We start from the raw sequence: 18,475 nt of genomic DNA, 5'->3' as shown, positions 1-18,475 counted from the left end.
GCATGACCGACCCGATCGTGCTTGATATGCTCGAACGCATCCAATGGCGTCACGTCCTGCTGATGCGCCGCAGCATGAAGTCGCTGGCGAGTATCGTCCACGCCGCCGACCCCGACGCGTTGCAGACAAAGCGCGACGGTCCCGAGGGCTGGACCCCGTTGGAAATCCTGTGCCATCTGCGCGACTTCAACGCCATCTTCCACCGCCGCGCCCGGCAGATCGTCGCTGAACACCGGCCGGTGCTCGTCCCGTACGACCACTTGCAGTTGGTGATCGACAACCACTATGCCGAACAGGACCCGTACGCGGTCATAGAGGACATGGCCGCCGAACGCGAACGGATGGCCGCGTTCTACGAATCGCTGACACCCGACCAGCTGCTGCGCGTGGCTATTCATCCCGAAGACGGCGACCGCCCGCTGTACGATTTCCTCATGCAGGTCGGCCACCACGACAACGACCACCTCGAACAGATCACGCGGGTGCTGGCTGGTTAGGAGTAAGGAATCAGTCGTCAGAGCGGGCTCTCCTGATCATGCTCTGTCAGACGTTCGATTCACGCTTCGCGTACGACACACTTCCGGGCGACGGCATCCGGTGCTACACTTCTGCGCGGTGTTCCGCCCCCTGCGCCGTGTGAGCCGCCCCCATGCCGAAACATAAGCACAACCCCGTTGACGACGCCCCGTTGACCGAGGCCGAGCGCGCCGCCGCGCGCGCCTACCTGCAGCGCTGCGAGGTGCGTCTCAGCACGCAGCACCGCGTGGCGACCGCCTTCATCGGCGGGGCGGGCCTGCTGCTGCTCATCCCGATCTTCCTGCGTGACATCGTCGACGGCGAGCTGTCCGTGCTGATCAACTACGTGCAGAACCTGTTCCCCCAGTTGGGTGATATCGCGGGCTGGTTGGTATCGGCTGTGCTGCAGTTTTCGCTCGCCTATCCGCTGGCCCTCTCGCTCATCATCCCGATCTACGGTGTGTATCTGCTGCTGAAAGACCTCGTCCACTTCTACTACACGCTGTACATGCCGGGCTCGGAGCGCGACCTGCTCAACCCGACGTTCGCGCTGGGCGGCGTCACGTTCAGCCCGGACGAGTCCGCGCGCATCAAGCACGGCGTGCTGGAATATCAGTACGCCGACGGCCATGCCGACTTCATGATGCCGTTCAGCCGCGGCAAGCGCGAAGCGTATTTCGATTCGATGGTCGAGGCGACGGACGGCGGCGTGATCCCCGAGGGCCGCGATTTCGACTCGCTGCGTAAAGCCGGCGTGCTCGCCGCCGACGCGGACCCGGCCACCGTGCAGCACATCGGCGTGGCGTTCGGGCTGGCACGTACCATCGACCGCTCGCTGATTCAAGAAATCGCCGTGACCGAAATGCAGCTCGTGCGCAACGTCATGTACCTGCGCCGCTTGATGCTGCGCTACGTAAAGACTCTGCTGCTGTTCATCTGGACTACAACCATCTCATTTATCCTGCTGCCAATGTTGAACGATGCGCGCTTCCCGGGGCTGCTGGTGATGGCGCTGGGGTATCTGGTGTGGTCGATCGCGGTCATCCCGTTGATGACCGTCCCCGTGCGTTGGATCTTCCGCCACCGGCACGACACGCCACGCGACGGACACATCGATGCCCAGCTCACGCAGCTTGAGGAGCACATGGCGCGTTGGTGTAAGCTCGCGATCGCCAGTTCGGTCATCGCCACGATCCTCGCAACCCTGTGGGCGGTCGCGGTGCCCTAGACCGGCCTGCGGGCTTTGAAAGGTCCATCGAATCATGACGAGAGTCGTCATTGCACTTGGCGTCGTTATCGCCATCGCCCTGCTTGGTATCGGCATGATCGAAGGCGCAGGCGGTGACGACGTCACAGCCCGTGCGCAGTTGATCGCGCCGCAGACCGACCTCACCGGTTATGCGCGCGCGATCGGCCCGTACGACTGGGACTTCCCGCGCGACTTCGGCGCGCACAACGATTTCCAGACCGAGTGGTGGTACTACACCGGCAATCTGGCGACCGACGACGGCCGCCGGTTCGGCTACCAGTTCACCATCTTCCGCCGCGCAATCACGCCGGACGCCAGCGCGTCGGACTCTGAGTTCCGCACCAATCAGATCTTCATGGCGCACTTCACCGTCAGCGATATCGCCGGCCAGCGCTTCTACCACGAGCAGCGCTTCAGCCGCGGCGCAGCGGGACTTGCCTTCGCCCTCCCCGACGACGATCAACCGGATGCACCGTATCACGTCGCGCTCGACAACTGGGAAATCCGCGCTGGCGACGCGCCCGACGTCACACGCATCACCGCGCAGGCGGACGGCTTCGCGATCGACTTCTCCCTGACCGACGTCAAAGGCGTGGCGCTGCAGGGACAGGGCGGCCTCAGCCCGAAGTCCAACGAGCCGGGAAACGCCAGCTACTACTACAGCCAACCGCGCCAAACCACCATCGGGACGATCACGCTCGGCAGCGAAGCGTTCGCGGTCGAGGGCGCGTCGTGGAAAGACCACGAGTTCAGCACCAGCGCGCTCGGCTCGGAGGCGCTGGGCTGGGACTGGTTCGGCTTGCAGTTCGACGACGGGCGCGAGCTGATGGTCGGGCAAATCCGGCAGGTCGACGGGGGCAAAGAGCCGGCGTTCGGCGGGCTGCTGATCGAAGCCGACGGCAGCACGCGCCACCTCGACGCCGAAGATTTCACGATCACGCCGACCGGCACGTGGCAAAGCCCGCACACCGGCGCGGCCTATCCCGCCGGATGGGACATCGCCATCGCGGGCCAAGACGGCTTTACGTTCGCCGTCACGCCGCTGCAGCCCGATCAGGAGCTGTACGACTCCGATCCGGCGTATTGGGAAGGCGCGGTCGCCCTCAGCGGCGGTGTCACCGGCTATGGCTACGCCGAATTGACTGGCTATGCCGACGCCATGACCGACCGCTTCTAACGGCGTGCGCGGAGGCTTCGCCTCCACACCTCCACAAGGGGTTTGGGACGCTGTCCCAAACCGGATGACTTTCTCCAAATATCTCCAGGTACGCACCGGTGGTATACTGGCGCATCTCGTCAACGACTGCGCAACGAAGGGGGCGCTGACGATGCTGCTTTCCGACTATCTGCGGGCGCTGGTCCGGCGTTGGTGGCTGATTCTGCTGCTGGCGGTGATCGCCGCCGCTGGCACCTACGTATTGTCCAGCCGCCAGCCCGCCGTGTACCGTTCGACTCAACTGGTGCTGATTCAGCCGTCGCGCGCCGACTTTGGCTTGACCGAAGCGGGCCGTCTGCTGCTCAACTCGATGGTGGTCTACCTCGACAGCTCGCTGATCGCGCAGCAGATCATCGACGAGCTGCAGCTCCCCACCAACGCGCAGACGTTGATGGACAACAAGACGATTGCGCCGGACACGCTGCGCCTCGTGATCCAGATCGACGTCGACAACGGCGACCCCGCCGCCGGCGAAGCCATCGCCACGGCGTGGGGGCAGGCGTTGATCGACTACCGCAACCGGCAGAACCAGACCGTCGCGCGCGAGGATCGCGTCTTGGCGCTGCTGCCCGACCGCCCGACGACCACGCAGGTCGCACCGCAGCCCGTGCTGCTGACCGCCGCCGCTGCCGTCCTCGGCTTGATCGTCGGCGTGGCGCTGGCGCTTGGGCTGGAGTTCATCGAGAGCGTCATCGTGCGCCGCCGCGAGGACTTCCGCGCCGATGGGATCAACCTGCTCGCCATCGTGCCGAAGTAGATCTGCCGAACTCGAGAATCGCATCCGAAACCTGTTTCGTAGGGGCGAGCCGCTGGCTCGCCCTTTTGCATGGCGTGCCAAATCTTCACGCTAGATCGTTGCGATGCTCCTTACAATGAGCGCGTGGAATTATCGTCATGGAGGCACCTCGTGCGCCCGACCCTCATGCGTCATCACACGGTCATTTGGCTTGTCTTCCTCGCCCTGATGACTGCGCTGCCTGCCGCGGCCGATCCCGTGCCGCGCGCCGCCCCGCCCAACGACAACTTCGCCGATGCCGTGCCGCTCGTCCTGAACACGCGCGTCACCGTTGAAGGCAACGTCGTCGAAGCGACGCTCGAGACGGCGGAAACCAACGATATCGACTTCCTCTCTTGTCCGATGTCATACACCGTGTGGTACTCGTTCACCCCAACGTTCTCCGGCACCGTGCTGCTCTCGACCGCAGGCAGCGAGGTGTACACCGAACCGTATCAAGCCAACATCCGCACGGTGCTGGGGATCTACACCGGGACTACGCTGGACGACTTGACCCAAACCGCATGTGCAGGCGCCAACCTCAGCGGATATGGCGAACTGCCGGCGTTTGGGGTCAGTCCCGGCACCACCTACTATGTGCGAGTCGGCTTAGCGGTCCCAAATGCCGCCAGTGCGACGCTCAAACTGCGCACGATGGTACACGGCGGCACGGACTGGGACCCGACCGGCATGCTCAACACCAGCTTCGAGACTCCGCTATCTGCCGCGGATTGGAAGGTCGAGAACGCCAGCAACGGCGACGGACAAGAGTGCGGAGTCGTCCCGGCTTATGATGGCGCGTGCGTGTTCAAGTTTGTCGGTGGCCCGAACGAGGCGACAAAGCTCAAACAGAAGCGCGATTGGCCGGTCGACCTCCTGCTGGGTTATGTTGGGCACCGCATCGAATTCAGTGGGCAAATGCAGTTTGCCGATCCGGCAAACCTCAAGTTCAAGATCATCCTGAAGTACAGCGATGGCACCCCATCGACAAAGGCGATCGCGGTCATCGACGGGACGTCCGTGCCGATCTGGAAGTTCTTCAAGGCGGTCGCCTTCTTCGCGAGTCCGAACGTCTCGGCGATCAAGCTGGTCATCCGCAATGCTACGCCGAGCGGCTCGGCGTACATCGACTTCATCCTGCTCGACTACGACGGCGGTTACGCGCGTACAGTCGATGGCGCGCCGCTGCCCGTACCCGCGCCGCCGCAGTAACGCGCCGCGATTTCGCCCCTAGTCGATCCCGAAGGCCACGACCTCCCACGGCAGGCCGTCGGGATCGCGGATGACGAACATCGCCGCGCCTTCGGTCCATTCCTTTGCGAATGTCACGCCGCGCGCCTTGAAATACGCGTACGCTGCGCCGAGGTCATCCGCCAGCAAATCCATCGAGAACTGCGGCACGCTGCCATACGGCGCGGGATTATCGACCCGTGCGGCAATCGGCAGCAGCAGGTATTGATTCCCGGCGAACTGCAGATGATAGAACCCTTCCGCGTCGGTGGTCGGCGTGAAGCCGAGGATATCGACATAGAAATGCAGGGACGCCTCGAGGTTTGAACACAAGATGTTGATCTCGCCGCGTCTGAACTTCATCCGGGCACCTCATACGTCGTGATCTCGAGCCGGTGGCCGTCCGGATCGCTGAAGTAGATCGAGTGTGAGATGTCGTGATCCTGAAACTCGAACGCGATCCCGAGCGCAGACAGATGGTCCTGCGCCTTGACAAACCCCGCGCGGTCCACCCGAAACGCCAGATGCATCATGGCGATCGTGTCGCTCGCCGGAGACGGCTTCGGGATTGCTGCCCGAACAGGGAACAGCGCGATTCCGGTGTCACCGGCAAACAGCATCGCCGGCACGCCGCCCCACAAGCCCGGATAGCGATGTTCGAAGCCGAGCACATCGCAGTACCAGCGCGTGGCGCGTTCGACATCCCTGACGGTCAGTGCGATATGGTCGATGTGTTGAATCGCGAACGGCATGGTGAGTCCTCCCACGGCAGGCGAACACAGCCTATGAACGCAGTGTAACGGCAACGGTGCGCCGGTGACAAGCAATCCGGCAGCAACCTAACAGACACCAAAAGGGCGAGCCGCCGGCTCGCCCCTACATTTCCCTCTGTGCACTCTGTGTCCGCTGTGGTTCAAGCGTTCCAGCGGACAGGGGCCACGTTCCTCCCCCCCCCCTCCGCCGGCGGGCGGCCGGCGGCCGCCCCTCTGTGCTCTCTGTGTCCTCTGTGGTTCAAGCATTCCAGCGGACACGGCGGTGCCGTGTCCCTACTGATGTCTGACTCCTGCCAGCTCCCCTAGTAGCTGGGCAGGCTGGGGTCGATCTCCTTGGCCCACGCGAGGATTCCGCCCTCGATGTTCGCCAGCTTCGAGCCGTCATACCCGACTTCAAGCAGGAACCCGATCGAGTCTGCGCTGCGCTTGCCGCTGCGGCACAACAGTGCGATTTCGCGGTCACGCGGAATCTGTGCCAGCACCGTGTCGGCTTCCTGCGCGCGGCCTTGCAGCACAGCGTCCTTCGCGGCCTGAATGTCCCCCTTGGGGATGCGCAGCGTGTTGTCCAACGACGCGATCTCCCACTCGTGCGGGTCGCGCACGTCGAGCACCACCAGTTCCGGCTCACGGTCGATCCGCGCCTTGAGCTGGCGCACGTTGATGACGCGCATGCCGTCGACCGTCTCGGTCGGCGTCGCGAACGCGCTGCGGTCGTGGGCGGGCATGCCGCAGAACTGCTCGTAGTCGATCAACTCGATCTGCTCGTGCGGGATACCGCACACCGGGCAGTTCGGGTTCTTGCGCACCTTGATCTTGGTGAAGCTCATCTCCAGCGCGTCATACAGAAGCATCTTGCCGACCAGCGGCTCGCCGATGCCGAGGATCAGCTTGATCGCCTCGGTCGCCTGCATGGTGCCCACGGTGCCGGGGAGGATTCCCAACACGCCGCCCTCGGCGCAGCTCGGGACGAGGCCGGGCGGCGGCGGCTCGGGGAACATGCAGCGATAGCACGGCCCGTCGGGATGCCCGAACACCGCCACCTGCCCCTCGAAGCGGAAGATCGAGCCGTAGACGTTCAGCTTGCCCAGCTTGACCGCCGCGTCGTTGACCAGATAGCGCGTCGGGAAATTGTCGGTGCCGTCGATCACGAGGTCGTACGGTTCGAGGATTTCGAGCGCGTTCTCGCTGGTGAACGGCACGTTGTACTTGACGATGTCGACGTACGGGTTGATGTCCTTGAGGCGGATCTCGGCGCTGTCGATCTTCGGGATACCCAGCGTGCTCTGGCCGTGGATCACCTGTCGGTGCAGGTTGCTCTCGTCGACCACGTCATAGTCGACCACGCCGAGCGTGCCGACGCCCGCTGCCGCGAGGTACAGGGCCGTCGGGCTACCGAGGCCACCGGTACCGATCAGCAGGACTTTGGCTTCCTTGAGCTTGCGCTGCCCCTCGATGCCGACCTCTGGCATGATGACGTGGCGGCTGTAGCGCCGGATCTCCTCGTGGCTGAGGTGGGTATGGGTGTCGAGATCTACGGCTGACATGACGTTCCTTTCACGATCGAACGGAGATGGCGGTGCTAGGCGGTCGCAAGTTGGCGCTTGAGCACCGCCCCGCTCACGACACCGTTATGGACATGCTTGGGCGTGCCGTCGGAATCCAGCACGAATAGGGTTGGGACGCTGAAGACGCCCCAGCGCGCTGCGGCCTCCGGCTCGGCGGTCGCGTCGACGCGCACGATGTGCAGCTGATCGCCCAACTCGCCTTGCAGCGCGTCCAGCGTCGGAGTCTGCTGGAACTTGCACGGCGCGCAGGTCGGGGTCGTGAAGTACACGATCACCGACGCACCGTGCGGCGCAGTCGCCAGCAGCGGATCGCGCACGCTCGCGGTACGGCGCGCGCGGGCCAGTTGGCGGCGCGTGACCGTCTGCCACGCGACGATTCCGAAACTCAACAAGGCGGCGGCAATCAGGATGCGGTCGATCATGGCGTGGCCTCCGTGCGCGGACGGGTGGACGAACGGGCTAACGCTGCGGGAGCGGGGCGCGGTCGAAACCGCGGATGCCGAGCTTGTTGAGCTGGTAATACATCCAGCAGCCGAGGCAGAAGTTGAGCCAGAAATTCAGGTTCGCGAGCACGATCACGACCCACACCAGCGCCCAACCGAGCACGGCCGCCCCGCCCAACAGCGCGAGGGTCGCGGTAAGGTTGAACACGGCGCCGACACCCATTGCGAAGCGGTGCGGCTCGGGGTTGTCGAGGATCACGTTCGGCTTGACGAGGCCGCGCGGCTTGAGCACGCGCTGGTAGAACAGGCGATACGGTCCGGCCTCCGATTCGACGGCACCGAGCAGCTGCGCGATACCGACGAACAGCACCAGAGGCCAGACGTTCAGCACAAACGCGACCAGCAGCAGCACGATCGTGGACGCTTGCCCGACCTTGAGGCCGGACTGATCCACGCGGCGCGGCGCGGGCGATGCGCCCCCGGCGATCGACGGGATGATGCGCAGCGCGTCTTCAGACTCGACCGGCGTGTCCAGCCCGTCGAGAAACCGCACGTCCTCGTCGCCGAGGAAGATATTGACGAACGTGCGCAGGCTGTCGCCGTTGAACAGGTGCGGCTTGAGGTCGGGATATTGGCTGACCAGATCGGCCAGCACCTCGCCGATGGTTTCGCCGCTGACGTCGACCTGCGCATTCTGGCCGGTATACGCCCGCAGGGGTGTCGGGATCTTGATGGACGGCATCGGTGGTGTTCTCCTCAGTTCTTGCTTACAGCGTCTTGCCCACTCAACAAAAAAGCCAACCGTGCGGACGGTTGGCCTTGGATTACCCAGTTCGGTTACGGGGTACGGTCACACGTCCAGCCGCGCAGATGACACACGACAACACATCGCCATGTGCATATACATCATGGTGGTGGCCATACGGCGGGTGGACGAGCGTGTGAATGCCATGCGTAAACGTTACTGATTCGGCTGGTTTTTTGCAAGAGTGCGGGTACAGCGTTCAGGACACTCTCAGGCGAAGCGCTCGTACGCGCGGCGGTCACGAACCGGTTACGGTCTCGCGCGCATGCGCGGACTTACGCGCCACCCGGCGGACATACGGATCGCCGCAGCGGTGTGCTACAGTCGGGGCCGTCGAGTCTCACCACGAAGTCGGGTTGTTATGCTGCGGAAATCCCTTGTCGCCTCCCTGTTCGCCCTGTACGCGCTTGCCCACCTTTCGGCCGCCCAGCAGCCCGTCACCGTGACGAACGTCGCTAGCGCGCTGCGCAACCCGCGCGGGGTCGCCGTTCTGCCCGATGGCCGGTTGATCGTCGCCGAGGCCGGCGCCGCCGCAGGCTACGACTTCTCGGACGGCCGGATCAGCGTCTTCGACGACCTCAATGGGGACGGCGACTACAACGACATCAACGAGCGCCGCACCGTGATGTGCTGCATCGGCGGCTACAACGCGCTGACCGAGTACGGCAGCGGACAGGACGAGGTCGGCGGCCTCGGCGACATTTTCGTGCTGGACGACGGTCGTATCTTCTTCACGCAGGACGATCCGCAGGCAGGCTATTTGCCCGATGGCGCGCCGCGCACCATCGGCGTGTTTAGCCTGTCACCTGAGCCGGAGTGGCGTCCGCGCCTTGTGCACTATGGCGGCGCCACGATCAACGCGATCGCCTACGACCCGGTTCGCGACGTGTTGTACATCGCCGAGAGCGGCATGAATCGCGTCAGCGCACTGACAGTGGACGGCAACCTGACGCCGATCGTCGTGTTCAAGAACCTCGCCGGCGGTCAGCAGGCCGTCCCAGCAGGGCTTGCGCTCGACCCGACGACCGGCGACCTGCTGGTGGCGCTGCTCTCCGGGCAGAACCGCGACTACTTCGGGACGGTCATCGCTTACATGCCGGAAGCCGCGAAAGTCGTCCGCCTCAATCCGGAGACCGGGGAATGGCGGGACGAGATCACCGGCCTGACGACGGCGGTGGATGTCGCCGTGGACGACGCCGGCAACATTTATGTCGCGGAGTTCGCGACAGGCTGGCCGACGACGCAGATGCCGCGCGATTTTCCGGTACATGACCGCAATGCCCCACCCGACGCCGGCGGCTACCCGCGCTTCAGCGGGCGCGTCACGATGTACCCGGTGGACGGTCGCACGCCGATCCGGCTTGCCGAAGGGTTGGACGAACCGACCAACCTGACCTATCACGACGGCGCGCTGTACGTGTCGGTCGGACAAGGCACGCCGGGCCGGCCTATCATCGGGCCGGACGGGCTCACGCGCATCACCGGATCGCTGCTGCGCATCACGGGGTTCGCGCCGTGATCCGGCGCGAGCCAAATTGACGTATTCCTAAACGAAGTTGTATCGGGGCTCCGCCCCAAACCCCGGCAAGAGTGCGCCCTCTGGTGGAGATGTGGAGGCGAAGACTCCACATTCTTCCCGGACAGCTTCTACCGGATAATCAGCGTGTCGGGGTCGAAGGCGGTGCGGTCGTCCTTGAGGCGCCACACACGCATGTCGATCGCCTCGCCGTCCTGAACCTGCGTGATGATGTAGGTGAAATTCGGCAGGGCGTGATCGCGGTCGAACACGGAGGGGATGGCCGGGCTGTCGGGATGGCTGTGATAGTAACCAACGAGGGTCAGGCCGCGCGACTCCGCCTCGTCCTCGAGGTGCATCCAGTCTTGCGGGGTCATGGCGTAGCGATGGTACTGCTCCTCGGCCTCGAACACGTTCTCGACCTGTGTGATGGCTTGCACGACGACGCCGTCAGGCTGCAGGGTGCCGAACAGGAAACCGCCGCCTTCGTTGGGATACGTGCCCCGCATTTGAGCGAAGATGTCCTGCTGCAGTGCGGCTGAAAGGTAGACGTCCATGGATGACTCCGGCAAGGGGTTGGTGGCGCTCAGGATAGCGCGCACATGAGTGTGTCGCAAGGTCAATGGGCCACGCGTACTGGTTGCGGATTTGAAGGACTTCGTTATTATGGAGGTGTGTGAGACTGCGACCACACGCCTGAATCTCCTGAAGATTTGGCAGGCGCCGACGTGAACGAAATATATGACATCGTGGTGGCGTACCGGCGTGGACCGCGCTGGGCTGCGGCGACGTTGACCCATCAGTCGCTCGTGCACCACAACCGTCGGGCGCTGATTGATCACATGAACTCCGGCCTGGGCCGTCCGCAGACCTTAGCGGCTGTTCGGGCGTGTCGAGTATTCGTGCTGGTGCTCGGCCCGGGCGACCTCGAGCGCTGCGCACAGACCGACGACGAACTGCGTGTGATGATCACCGTCGCGTTCTCTTCTAACTGCGTCGTGGTGCCGGTGCTGGTCGACCAGTTCACCTACGAACGCGACAAGGCGCATCTGGTCGGCTTGCTGCAGGAACTGCCCAAGCTGCAAGTCGTGCGGCTCGAACCCTATCAACCCTACCCGGCGCTGGAACGTCTGAATACCCTCGTCGAGAAGTACATCCCTACTGCCGACACCGAGGGCGACCTGTGGTCGCTGCCTGCTGGCGACACGTCCGACGCGCTCGGTCAGACGCGCATGGATACCGGCGAGATCGACGGGTTCTGCGACAACGCCGAGGCCTCGATCCTCGCGATGGACTGGACGCACGCCGCCGCGATGATCCGGCGCGCGCTCGAAGGTGGGCGCGACATGGCCCGCCCGCACCGCGTCATGGGCGATTTGTTCGCCGTGCGCGGGCTGCTGGACAAGGCTGCCGACGCGTATACGCAGGCGATCAACCTCGACCCGTTCGACTTGCGCTCGTATGAGCGGCGAATGGAAATGAACCTGCGCCGGGGCCGTGCCCACATGGCCTATGACGACGCGGCTGCCGCCGCATTGCGCGCGCAGGGCAACACGACGCAGCTCGCGGAGCACTACGCTTCGCGGTTTGGCAGCGACAAGGAACACGCGCTCAAGCGTATTCTCGAGGCTATCGCGCGCCGCAAGGGCGAAACCAGCGAATACCGGTAACTGGGAGCGCTCCCCATCCGTTTCACCGCCTGTGGCTGACTGAATGTAGCCAGCGCGCTAGAATACGCCTGTTCCGTTCTTCATTTCGGGTGACTCATGCGCCGTTGGACCCTCGTCTGCGTACTCCTCGTCGTACTGATCGCGCCCGCCTCCGGGCAAGCCGATCCGTTCCGCGCGTGGCTGCTGCATCCCGACCGAGGCGCGCTGACCGCCATCGACACCAGCGGGCCGCTGGGCACGATCGCGCTGCCGGTGCCGGACGGCTTCGCAACCGTGTCGCCGGACGAAGTCGCCATTGCGCCCGACGGGCAGACGGCCGCGTATGTCGTGTACCGGGCAGGCTACGTCCAGCCCGCCGTCGCCGTGCTGCGCCTCTCCGACCAGCAGTTGATCGCCAACTTCGCGCCGCAAGGCATGACGTTCACCAGCCTCGGCCTCGCCCCGCGTGCCGCCTTCAGCCCGGATTCGCGGCGGCTTGCGCTCGGGTACATGACCGACGAGGGTTGGGAGCTGGTGGTCATCGACATCGCGGCCTTCGCGATTGCCGCCCGCATCACCGATCGCGATCCGCAGCTCGGCTCGGTGCCGCGCACGCCGGACAGCCTGCCGGTGCCGGTCGACCATCGTCAGGGCGGCACGATCGGCTTCACCGTGTATGATTTGGCGGTCTCACGCGCCGCCTCGTACCCGGGCTTCACGTGGGACACGCTGACCGGGAACCTCGCCCCGTCGCCCGCCTACGCGACACCATTCGTCGACGTGTACCCCGGCTCGGGCGAGGTCATCCGCGCCGGAACCGACGAACGCCTCCCCCGCACTGAGGCCTTCCTGCCCGACGCCCACCATAATGTGCTCATGCGCGTCAATCCGCTGACCAGCGAAACGGCGCCGTTCTACCTCAGCCCGGAACACACACTGCTCGCGCCCCGCTTCGTGCGCGGCGGCGTGTGGATCGCGGTGGGCACAACCGACGGTTTCAGCGAGACGTGGACCTTGATCGACCGCGCCGGCCAACCTGTCGCCGGTATGCCTGAGAATCAGCGCATCTACGACGTTGCCGGCACCGCCAACGGACTGCTTTACGTCACGCTCAACAGCGACGCCGCGCCAATGGCCGTCAGCCTCGACCTCGCGGGAGAAGGCGCGCCCGCCGTGCTGTGGACAGGCACGCTTTCCGATCTACCGCCACGCATCTTGTGGGCCGGCAGTTCCGACCCAACCGTACTGTACTGGCCGGACACGCTCGGCGCGGCGGCATGGTCGCAGTTGGTCGAGCCGCTCGCGCCGCCGCCCACGCTGATCGCTGCCGGGTCGGTGCAGGATGATGCGCTGACAATCGGCGGCAAGGCGACCGTGGCGACGACCAACGGCGACTCGCTCAACGTGCGGTCGGACGCTGGTACCGTCTATCAGATCCGGGCGAAAGCGCGCCCCGGCGAGGTGGTCGACGTGCTGGACGGCCCGCGCGACGCCGACGGCTTCACGTGGTGGGAGATCCGGCTCACGGACGGGCGGCAGGGCTGGGCGGTCGAAGAGGCAGACGGGCGGCGCACGCTTGTCCCCGGCGTGGACAGCGCCCCGATCGAGGACGAATTTGCGCCAGCCAATCCGGTCGTCAGCACCGGCCTCGCGGTCGGGGATACGGCACTCGTCACCCTGCCCGACACGCTGGAGGCGCTTCGGCTGCGCAACGGCGCGGGGTTGGATTTCGACATTGTACTGCTGCTGCCGACGGGGACCGTCCTGCGCATTGTCGACGGCCCGGTCGAGGCCGACGACCTAACCTGGTGGCAGGTGCGAACGCCGGAGGGCAACGTCGGCTGGGCAGCTGAGGTAATCGGCAGCGCGCGCGTACTCACCAAGCAGTAGTCGCTGACGTGTACTTGAATCCAAACTAAACTATCACGACGCACGCACTCGTGTCATCATAAGTGATGTGCGCGACACGCGCGATACGGTAGGGGTGTCTCCCCATGTTCGGCAGCGTCAGGAGGTGGCTTGCGCCGCCTCGGTTTGAAGGGGATTTCGAGCGGACGAACGCGGCACGGGTGCTGCACTTCCTGCTCCTGATCATGCTGGTCATGCTGATTGCGACGCTGATCTTCTTTTCGTTCTTCGAAGGAGATCGGGCTAGAAACGTCCTCAGCATTGCAGCCCTAACGGCTTTCACCGTGTTTGCGTTGTGGCGGTTGCGCCTCGGCCATGTCGATCGCGTCGCCCGTTACTTCCTCATCATGGAGTGGATCGTTGCACTTGGCTACAGCTTGGTCACGCGCGGGATCCTCAGCCCGTACCCGGCGCTTCAAACGATCATCGTGCTGCTGGCCGGAATCCTGCTGCGGCCTATCTACAGCGCCTACTTCGCCGTCGCGAGCGTGATCAGCGTCACGATACTGTTCTTCATCAGCCCTCAACTACCGGGCGCCATGGAGTTCGTTTCACCCGAACTCTATTCAGCCTATGCGGCATCGAACTGGTTCGTCTACGCGGCCAGTTATATGATGACAGCCACGCTTGTACTGTACAGCGCGCGCAGCATCACCATGAACCTCGAACGCATCTTGCAGCGCGATCGCCAGCTAGCCGAACGTAATCGTGCACTCGAAGCGGAGGTCGCGGAACGGACGCGCTTCGAGGGCGAGCTGCGCCAGAGCGAGGCCAAGTTCCGCACGTTGATCGAAAGCGCGCAGTTCGGGATCTTCATCCTCAAGGACGCACAGCACGCCGATTTCGTCTACGTGAACCGCAGCTTTGCCCAGATGCTCGGCTATTCGCCGGAGGAAATGATCGACCGGATGAGCCCGGTCGACGTGTTGACCACGGACGACACCGACGATGCCTTCGGCCGCATTCAGCGGCGGTTTGAAGGCCGGCCCCCGGTGGGGACTGCGCCGTACCGGGCCATCCGCAAGGATGGCTCGCGCGTCGACGTGGTCGTCTCTGGCATGGTCATCGACTACGACGGCCAACCGGCGCTGCTCGGTACGATGATCGACGTCACGGCCGAACGGCTGGCGGAAGGGTCGCGGATCGAGCTCGAAGTGGAGCGCAAGCGCGTCGAGTTCTTGCGCGGGTTTGTGGACACGATGACGCACGATCTGAAGACACCGCTTTCCGTCATCGGGTCAAGCCTATATCTGATCGAGAAGTCCGCTGATCCGGCAGATCATCAGCGGCATCTGACAAAGATCGGCGATCAAGTTGGCCGGATGAGCCGAATGATCGAAGACATGCTGACCGTGGCGCGCCTCGACACCGTGCCCGATCTGAGTTTCGAAAACGTCGACGTCAATTCGCTGATTGCCGGCGTGTGCGACCAGCTCGAAGTTCAGTCGCAGCACAAGAAGCTGACCCTCGTCTATGTCTCGTCCCCCGAAGTCACGGCTGTTCGTGCCGACGGCGATCTGCTCAACCACGCCGTGATCAACCTGATCGAGAACGCCATCAATTACACACCCGCGGGCGGGACGGTCACCGTCCGAACCGTTGCCAGCGACGAGTACGTCACGATTGAAGTGAAGGACAGTGGAATCGGCATCAGCGAAACCGAACTACCGCGCGTGTTCGACCGGTTCTTCCGAGCACGCAATGCTGCGACTCAGTCGCCGGGTACCGGCCTCGGCCTCGCCATCACCAAGCGCATCGTCGATCTTCACGCCGGGGACATCTCCGTGACCAGTCAAGTTGGAGCGGGTTCGCTGTTCAAGGTGCGCCTACCCGCAGCGCGGGGCGCGGTGTCGGCCGTCTAGGCAGATCACAGGTAGAAAACGAAAGGGCCACGCGTGTTCGCATGGCCCTCACAATGGACTGCTTCGCCCGGTATCCGGGTCTAGTTTGCCATCAGCATATAGCCGACGCCCGCTTCGGTGACGATACACGATGTCCCGCGCCGACTGCTGTCGTCGAGCTTGGTGCGCAGGCGCGAGATATTGACGCGAAGGACGGAGAAGTCGCCGGCGTAGCTGTCGCCCCATACCGCCCGGATTAAGTCCTTGTACGTCACGCATTGGCCGGCGCTGCGCATCAGCGTATACAGCAAGTTGTACTCGATCGGCGTGAGATGGACGCGCCGCCCGCGAATGCTGGCTCGGCGCTGCGGGATATTCAGCTCGATGCGCCCGACCGCGATGGTCGATTCGTTGGTCGGAGTCGTCTGGATACGGCGCATCAACGCGTTGATGCGTGCGACGATCTCGGACCGGTTGAACGGCTTGCCGACAAAGTCGTCCGCGCCTGACTCGAGCGCGGCAACCCGATCCTTGTCCATGCCGGACACGACGATCAATGGCAGCATCGAGGCGGTGCGCAGCCGATTGAGGAAGGTCAGCCCGTGAATGTCAGGCAGGCCGAGGTCAAGCAGGATGAGGTCAGGATGGTGCGAATGAATGTACTCGAGTGCGGCGGTACCGCTTTCGGCGACTGCGCCGCGATGACCGGACCGCGCTAGCAGTTCGGTCAGGTCTCTTGCAGTGTCGGGGTCGTCCTCCACGACTAAGATATGCAGTTTTCGGGTAAAGGAGGAAGCCATACCGAATTCCCCAGCATGAAGAAACGCACTGATAATCCAACAGTATACAACATTTCAGGCGAAACTCACTCAATCTCCGGCCGGGTTAGAATTCTGATCACGCTGGATAAACTGCCCAATATAGGCATATTGCACAATCTTCCCGGCACGTTGACTCGAGCCTTTGGCGCGTTGTGCCATCGCTGCGCGCGAACGCGAGTCGAGCACGGGGTCTGGCGCTCGCCGATGCCGCCCGGTTGCGACCGGTATGAGTCGCGCGTGAAAACCTCATGAGTCGTCGAGAAATTATCGATAATTCAGCATTGCTCGCGCAGACCTCCGGCGATTTTGCCTTGCACGCCGGGTTTCAAATTTGTACACTCTCGCCAACATTGAGGCCGGGACAATCAACTACTTCTCTTAAGAGATATTTTCCGTCCCGGACCGATCGACCAACGCCCCGCTCGCTGCGGGGCGTTAGCTTTTTCTAGGCAGATTCTTGCTCGGCCGGCGGCGGTGACGAGAGCGCATCCTGCACATCGACAGCGAGCTTCTCGAGCAGTCCACGCGCAGCCTTCGGGCCGGCTGTCAGCGGGACAACGCGGCCGTCGCGCAGCACCAGCACCAGCGCAAGCGCCTGTACGTGCTCTTCGCCGGCCAACTGCACACTGCGTACGCTATACAAGCCGATTCGTTCGGTCAACATGCGAAATCCACGCGGCGAGATCAACGTCAGTTCGGCATTGATGCGGTCGATCAGCAGCGTGCTGCCACGGCTGAGGAGCAGGGCGTACATGCCGCCCGCGACGAACAGCACGGCCAGCACCAGATACAGCCCGAACACCAGCAACACGCGCCAGTCGCTCAACCGCTCCGACCCTGCCGCAGCGGCATCGGCGAACTGAAAGAGAACCAGTCCAAGCGCGATGGCGCTCACAACGGTGAACGCCATCGCCGCGAACCGCAGGCCAATCCGGCGGTCTTCGAATACGGTACGCGCGGGGCTGTCGAACGTCATCTTCAACATGCCCCAAGTATACCGCAGGCATGGCGCTGCCTACGGTCTGCAAGGCCAGTACTACTGCATCGCCGCTGGAACAGGCAGCGGACCAGCGCCGGTACTCCGCACCGCACCGGCGAGGTAGAAAGCGTCAAGCAGATCGACGACCACGGTGCCGTCGGTCGACTTGTTCTTCACCTGAAAGGTCGTCGTCGAAACGTTGCGGCTCGCCAATTCCACCTGCACGTTGATCTGCGAATAGCTTCCAGCCGTCGTGACCGACACCTTCGCTTTGCTGGTCGGCGTGCCGTCCGTGTACGCGACCTTGAGCGTGATCTTCACGTTGATCGCGGCCCCGGTGCGCTTGATATGGCCCTGACCGAGGACAAGCTGGTCCTTCAAGCCGACGAACTGCGCCGTAGGCCACAGGAAGGTCTGCTTGATCGACGTCGCCTCGTCTGCCCCGCCGACGAACTTGTAGGCGCACGAACCCACGTATTGGTCGCCCGTGCCACAGACCACCTGATCGCCGTTGTTGGCTTTCTTGGCGATCCACGGCGCCAATCCGGACTCGAAGGACTTGTTCGCCCCGCCTACCGATATGAAGCCCGATACCGAATCGACTCGGGTCCGCAGCACGTAGAATGATCCCGGCAGGGGCGTAACGATCGAGGTCACACGGATGAAATACCACGTGCCCTGATTGATCGACACGTCAGTAAGCTGTGCGGGCGTGCCACCCAGTGAGAAGGTGCAGTCCAGTTGATTCAGCGGATCGTTGGCGTACAAGCTCAAGCCCGTTGAAGTCGCAGCGCTGAACTCGCTTGTGTACAGCACAGACCCGAGCGTGGAAATGGAGATCGTGGCAGAAAACGGCGCCTGAAACCGATACCACACGCTTTTCGATCCGTTGGTGGCGATCAGTCCACAGTCGGTTTCGCCCAATTCGGTCGACGCAAGGTGGATGTCGTCTGCCCGATATTTGCCATTGAGGGCGATGTACTCCGACGCGCCGGAGTTGTCGTTGGATGGCGCGCGCGGTTCCTGCGCCTGCAATACGGACACGCTGAGAAATGCGCAAACGACGAGAGTCAGCACGATAACGTACTGGCGTTTCATAGGTTTTCGCTCCTAAGACAGGTCGCCGGTATCTGCATCACATCACCGCGCGAGTTGCGAAGTTATACCATGACTCTCAAGTACTACGACA

The 18,475-nt window shown here is 63.6% G+C and carries 18 protein-coding genes; 9 read left to right on the top strand and 9 right to left on the bottom strand.

Annotated elements, in window-relative coordinates:
* The first annotated feature begins 2 nt into the window (after positions 1 to 2).
* The 5 genes from IPM16_14535 to IPM16_14515 all read left to right on the top strand — a co-directional run bounded on the left by IPM16_14535 (position 3) and on the right by IPM16_14515 (position 4,968).
* The gene (locus tag IPM16_14535; GenBank protein ID MBK9124319.1) at positions 3 to 497 is read left to right on the top strand and encodes a DinB family protein; all 495 of its coding nucleotides are present in this window, start codon (positions 3 to 5) and stop codon (positions 495 to 497) included.
* A 152-nt stretch (positions 498 to 649) separates the two neighbouring features.
* The gene (locus IPM16_14530; protein MBK9124318.1) at positions 650 to 1,744 is read left to right on the top strand and encodes a hypothetical protein; all 1,095 of its coding nucleotides are present in this window, start codon (positions 650 to 652) and stop codon (positions 1,742 to 1,744) included.
* A gap of 34 nt (positions 1,745 to 1,778) precedes the next feature.
* Positions 1,779 to 2,942 (top strand): hypothetical protein, encoded by a 1,164-nt coding sequence (locus tag IPM16_14525; GenBank protein ID MBK9124317.1) that lies wholly within the window; start codon positions 1,779 to 1,781, stop codon positions 2,940 to 2,942.
* 151 nt (positions 2,943 to 3,093) lie between these two features.
* Entirely contained in the window at positions 3,094 to 3,738 is a 645-nt protein-coding gene (locus tag IPM16_14520; GenBank protein ID MBK9124316.1) for a hypothetical protein, read from the top strand.
* A 150-nt stretch (positions 3,739 to 3,888) separates the two neighbouring features.
* Positions 3,889 to 4,968, top strand: a complete 1,080-nt coding sequence (locus tag IPM16_14515) for a hypothetical protein (protein ID MBK9124315.1) — start codon at positions 3,889 to 3,891, stop codon at positions 4,966 to 4,968.
* Between the two features lie 18 nt (positions 4,969 to 4,986).
* On the opposite strand, the gene IPM16_14510 is transcribed toward IPM16_14515, so the two are convergent.
* From IPM16_14510 to IPM16_14490, 5 genes are all read right to left on the bottom strand, one after another.
* Positions 4,987 to 5,349: a VOC family protein gene (locus IPM16_14510; protein ID MBK9124314.1), complete on the bottom strand. Its 363-nt coding sequence runs from the start codon at positions 5,347 to 5,349 to the stop codon at positions 4,987 to 4,989.
* A complete protein-coding gene (locus IPM16_14505; protein ID MBK9124313.1) occupies positions 5,346 to 5,738 on the bottom strand; it encodes a VOC family protein in 393 nt (130 codons plus the stop codon). Before IPM16_14505 ends, IPM16_14510 begins: the two co-directional genes overlap by 4 nt.
* A 323-nt stretch (positions 5,739 to 6,061) precedes the next feature.
* A complete protein-coding gene (moeB, locus tag IPM16_14500; GenBank protein ID MBK9124312.1) occupies positions 6,062 to 7,303 on the bottom strand; it encodes a molybdopterin-synthase adenylyltransferase MoeB in 1,242 nt (413 codons plus the stop codon).
* Positions 7,304 to 7,338: 35 nt separating this feature from the next.
* Positions 7,339 to 7,746, bottom strand: coding sequence for a thioredoxin family protein (locus IPM16_14495; protein MBK9124311.1), 408 nt, complete (start codon positions 7,744 to 7,746; stop codon positions 7,339 to 7,341).
* A gap of 37 nt (positions 7,747 to 7,783) precedes the next feature.
* Positions 7,784 to 8,509: a DUF4395 family protein gene (locus tag IPM16_14490; protein ID MBK9124310.1), complete on the bottom strand. Its 726-nt coding sequence runs from the start codon at positions 8,507 to 8,509 to the stop codon at positions 7,784 to 7,786.
* Between the two features lie 424 nt (positions 8,510 to 8,933).
* On the opposite strand from IPM16_14490, the gene IPM16_14485 reads away from it, so the two are divergent.
* The gene (locus IPM16_14485) at positions 8,934 to 10,091 is read left to right on the top strand and encodes an SMP-30/gluconolactonase/LRE family protein (GenBank protein ID MBK9124309.1); all 1,158 of its coding nucleotides are present in this window, start codon (positions 8,934 to 8,936) and stop codon (positions 10,089 to 10,091) included.
* Between the two features lie 128 nt (positions 10,092 to 10,219).
* Here the strand turns inward: IPM16_14485 and IPM16_14480 are convergent, their stop codons facing one another.
* Positions 10,220 to 10,645: a M67 family metallopeptidase gene (locus IPM16_14480; protein ID MBK9124308.1), complete on the bottom strand. Its 426-nt coding sequence runs from the start codon at positions 10,643 to 10,645 to the stop codon at positions 10,220 to 10,222.
* 171 nt (positions 10,646 to 10,816) lie between these two features.
* Between IPM16_14480 and IPM16_14475 the strand changes: the two genes are divergently transcribed.
* The 3 genes from IPM16_14475 (at position 10,817) to IPM16_14465 (ending at position 15,507) form a co-directional block, all read left to right on the top strand.
* On the top strand, positions 10,817 to 11,758 hold the full coding sequence (locus tag IPM16_14475) for a hypothetical protein (GenBank protein ID MBK9124307.1): 942 nt from the start codon (positions 10,817 to 10,819) through the stop codon (positions 11,756 to 11,758).
* A gap of 96 nt (positions 11,759 to 11,854) precedes the next feature.
* Positions 11,855 to 13,627 carry an SH3 domain-containing protein gene (locus tag IPM16_14470; protein MBK9124306.1) on the top strand — a complete coding sequence of 591 codons (1,773 nt, stop codon included), beginning with the start codon at positions 11,855 to 11,857 and terminating at the stop codon, positions 13,625 to 13,627.
* A gap of 104 nt (positions 13,628 to 13,731) precedes the next feature.
* On the top strand, positions 13,732 to 15,507 hold the full coding sequence (locus tag IPM16_14465) for a PAS domain S-box protein (protein MBK9124305.1): 1,776 nt from the start codon (positions 13,732 to 13,734) through the stop codon (positions 15,505 to 15,507).
* An 80-nt stretch (positions 15,508 to 15,587) separates the two neighbouring features.
* Here the strand turns inward: IPM16_14465 and IPM16_14460 are convergent, their stop codons facing one another.
* The 3 genes from IPM16_14460 to IPM16_14450 form a co-directional block, all read right to left on the bottom strand.
* Complete coding sequence (locus tag IPM16_14460) at positions 15,588 to 16,286, bottom strand: response regulator transcription factor (protein ID MBK9124304.1); 699 nt, start codon at positions 16,284 to 16,286, stop codon at positions 15,588 to 15,590.
* Between the two features lie 466 nt (positions 16,287 to 16,752).
* Positions 16,753 to 17,292, bottom strand: coding sequence for a hypothetical protein (locus tag IPM16_14455; GenBank protein MBK9124303.1), 540 nt, complete (start codon positions 17,290 to 17,292; stop codon positions 16,753 to 16,755).
* A 51-nt stretch (positions 17,293 to 17,343) separates the two neighbouring features.
* Positions 17,344 to 18,384 (bottom strand): hypothetical protein, encoded by a 1,041-nt coding sequence (locus tag IPM16_14450; protein MBK9124302.1) that lies wholly within the window; start codon positions 18,382 to 18,384, stop codon positions 17,344 to 17,346.
* Between the last annotated feature and the right edge of the window lie 91 nt (positions 18,385 to 18,475).

The organism is Candidatus Flexicrinis affinis (assembly GCA_016716525.1).
Classification (GTDB): Bacteria; Chloroflexota; Anaerolineae; order Aggregatilineales; family Phototrophicaceae; genus Flexicrinis; species Flexicrinis affinis.
This window is presented reverse-complemented; position numbering and strand designations above follow the sequence as displayed.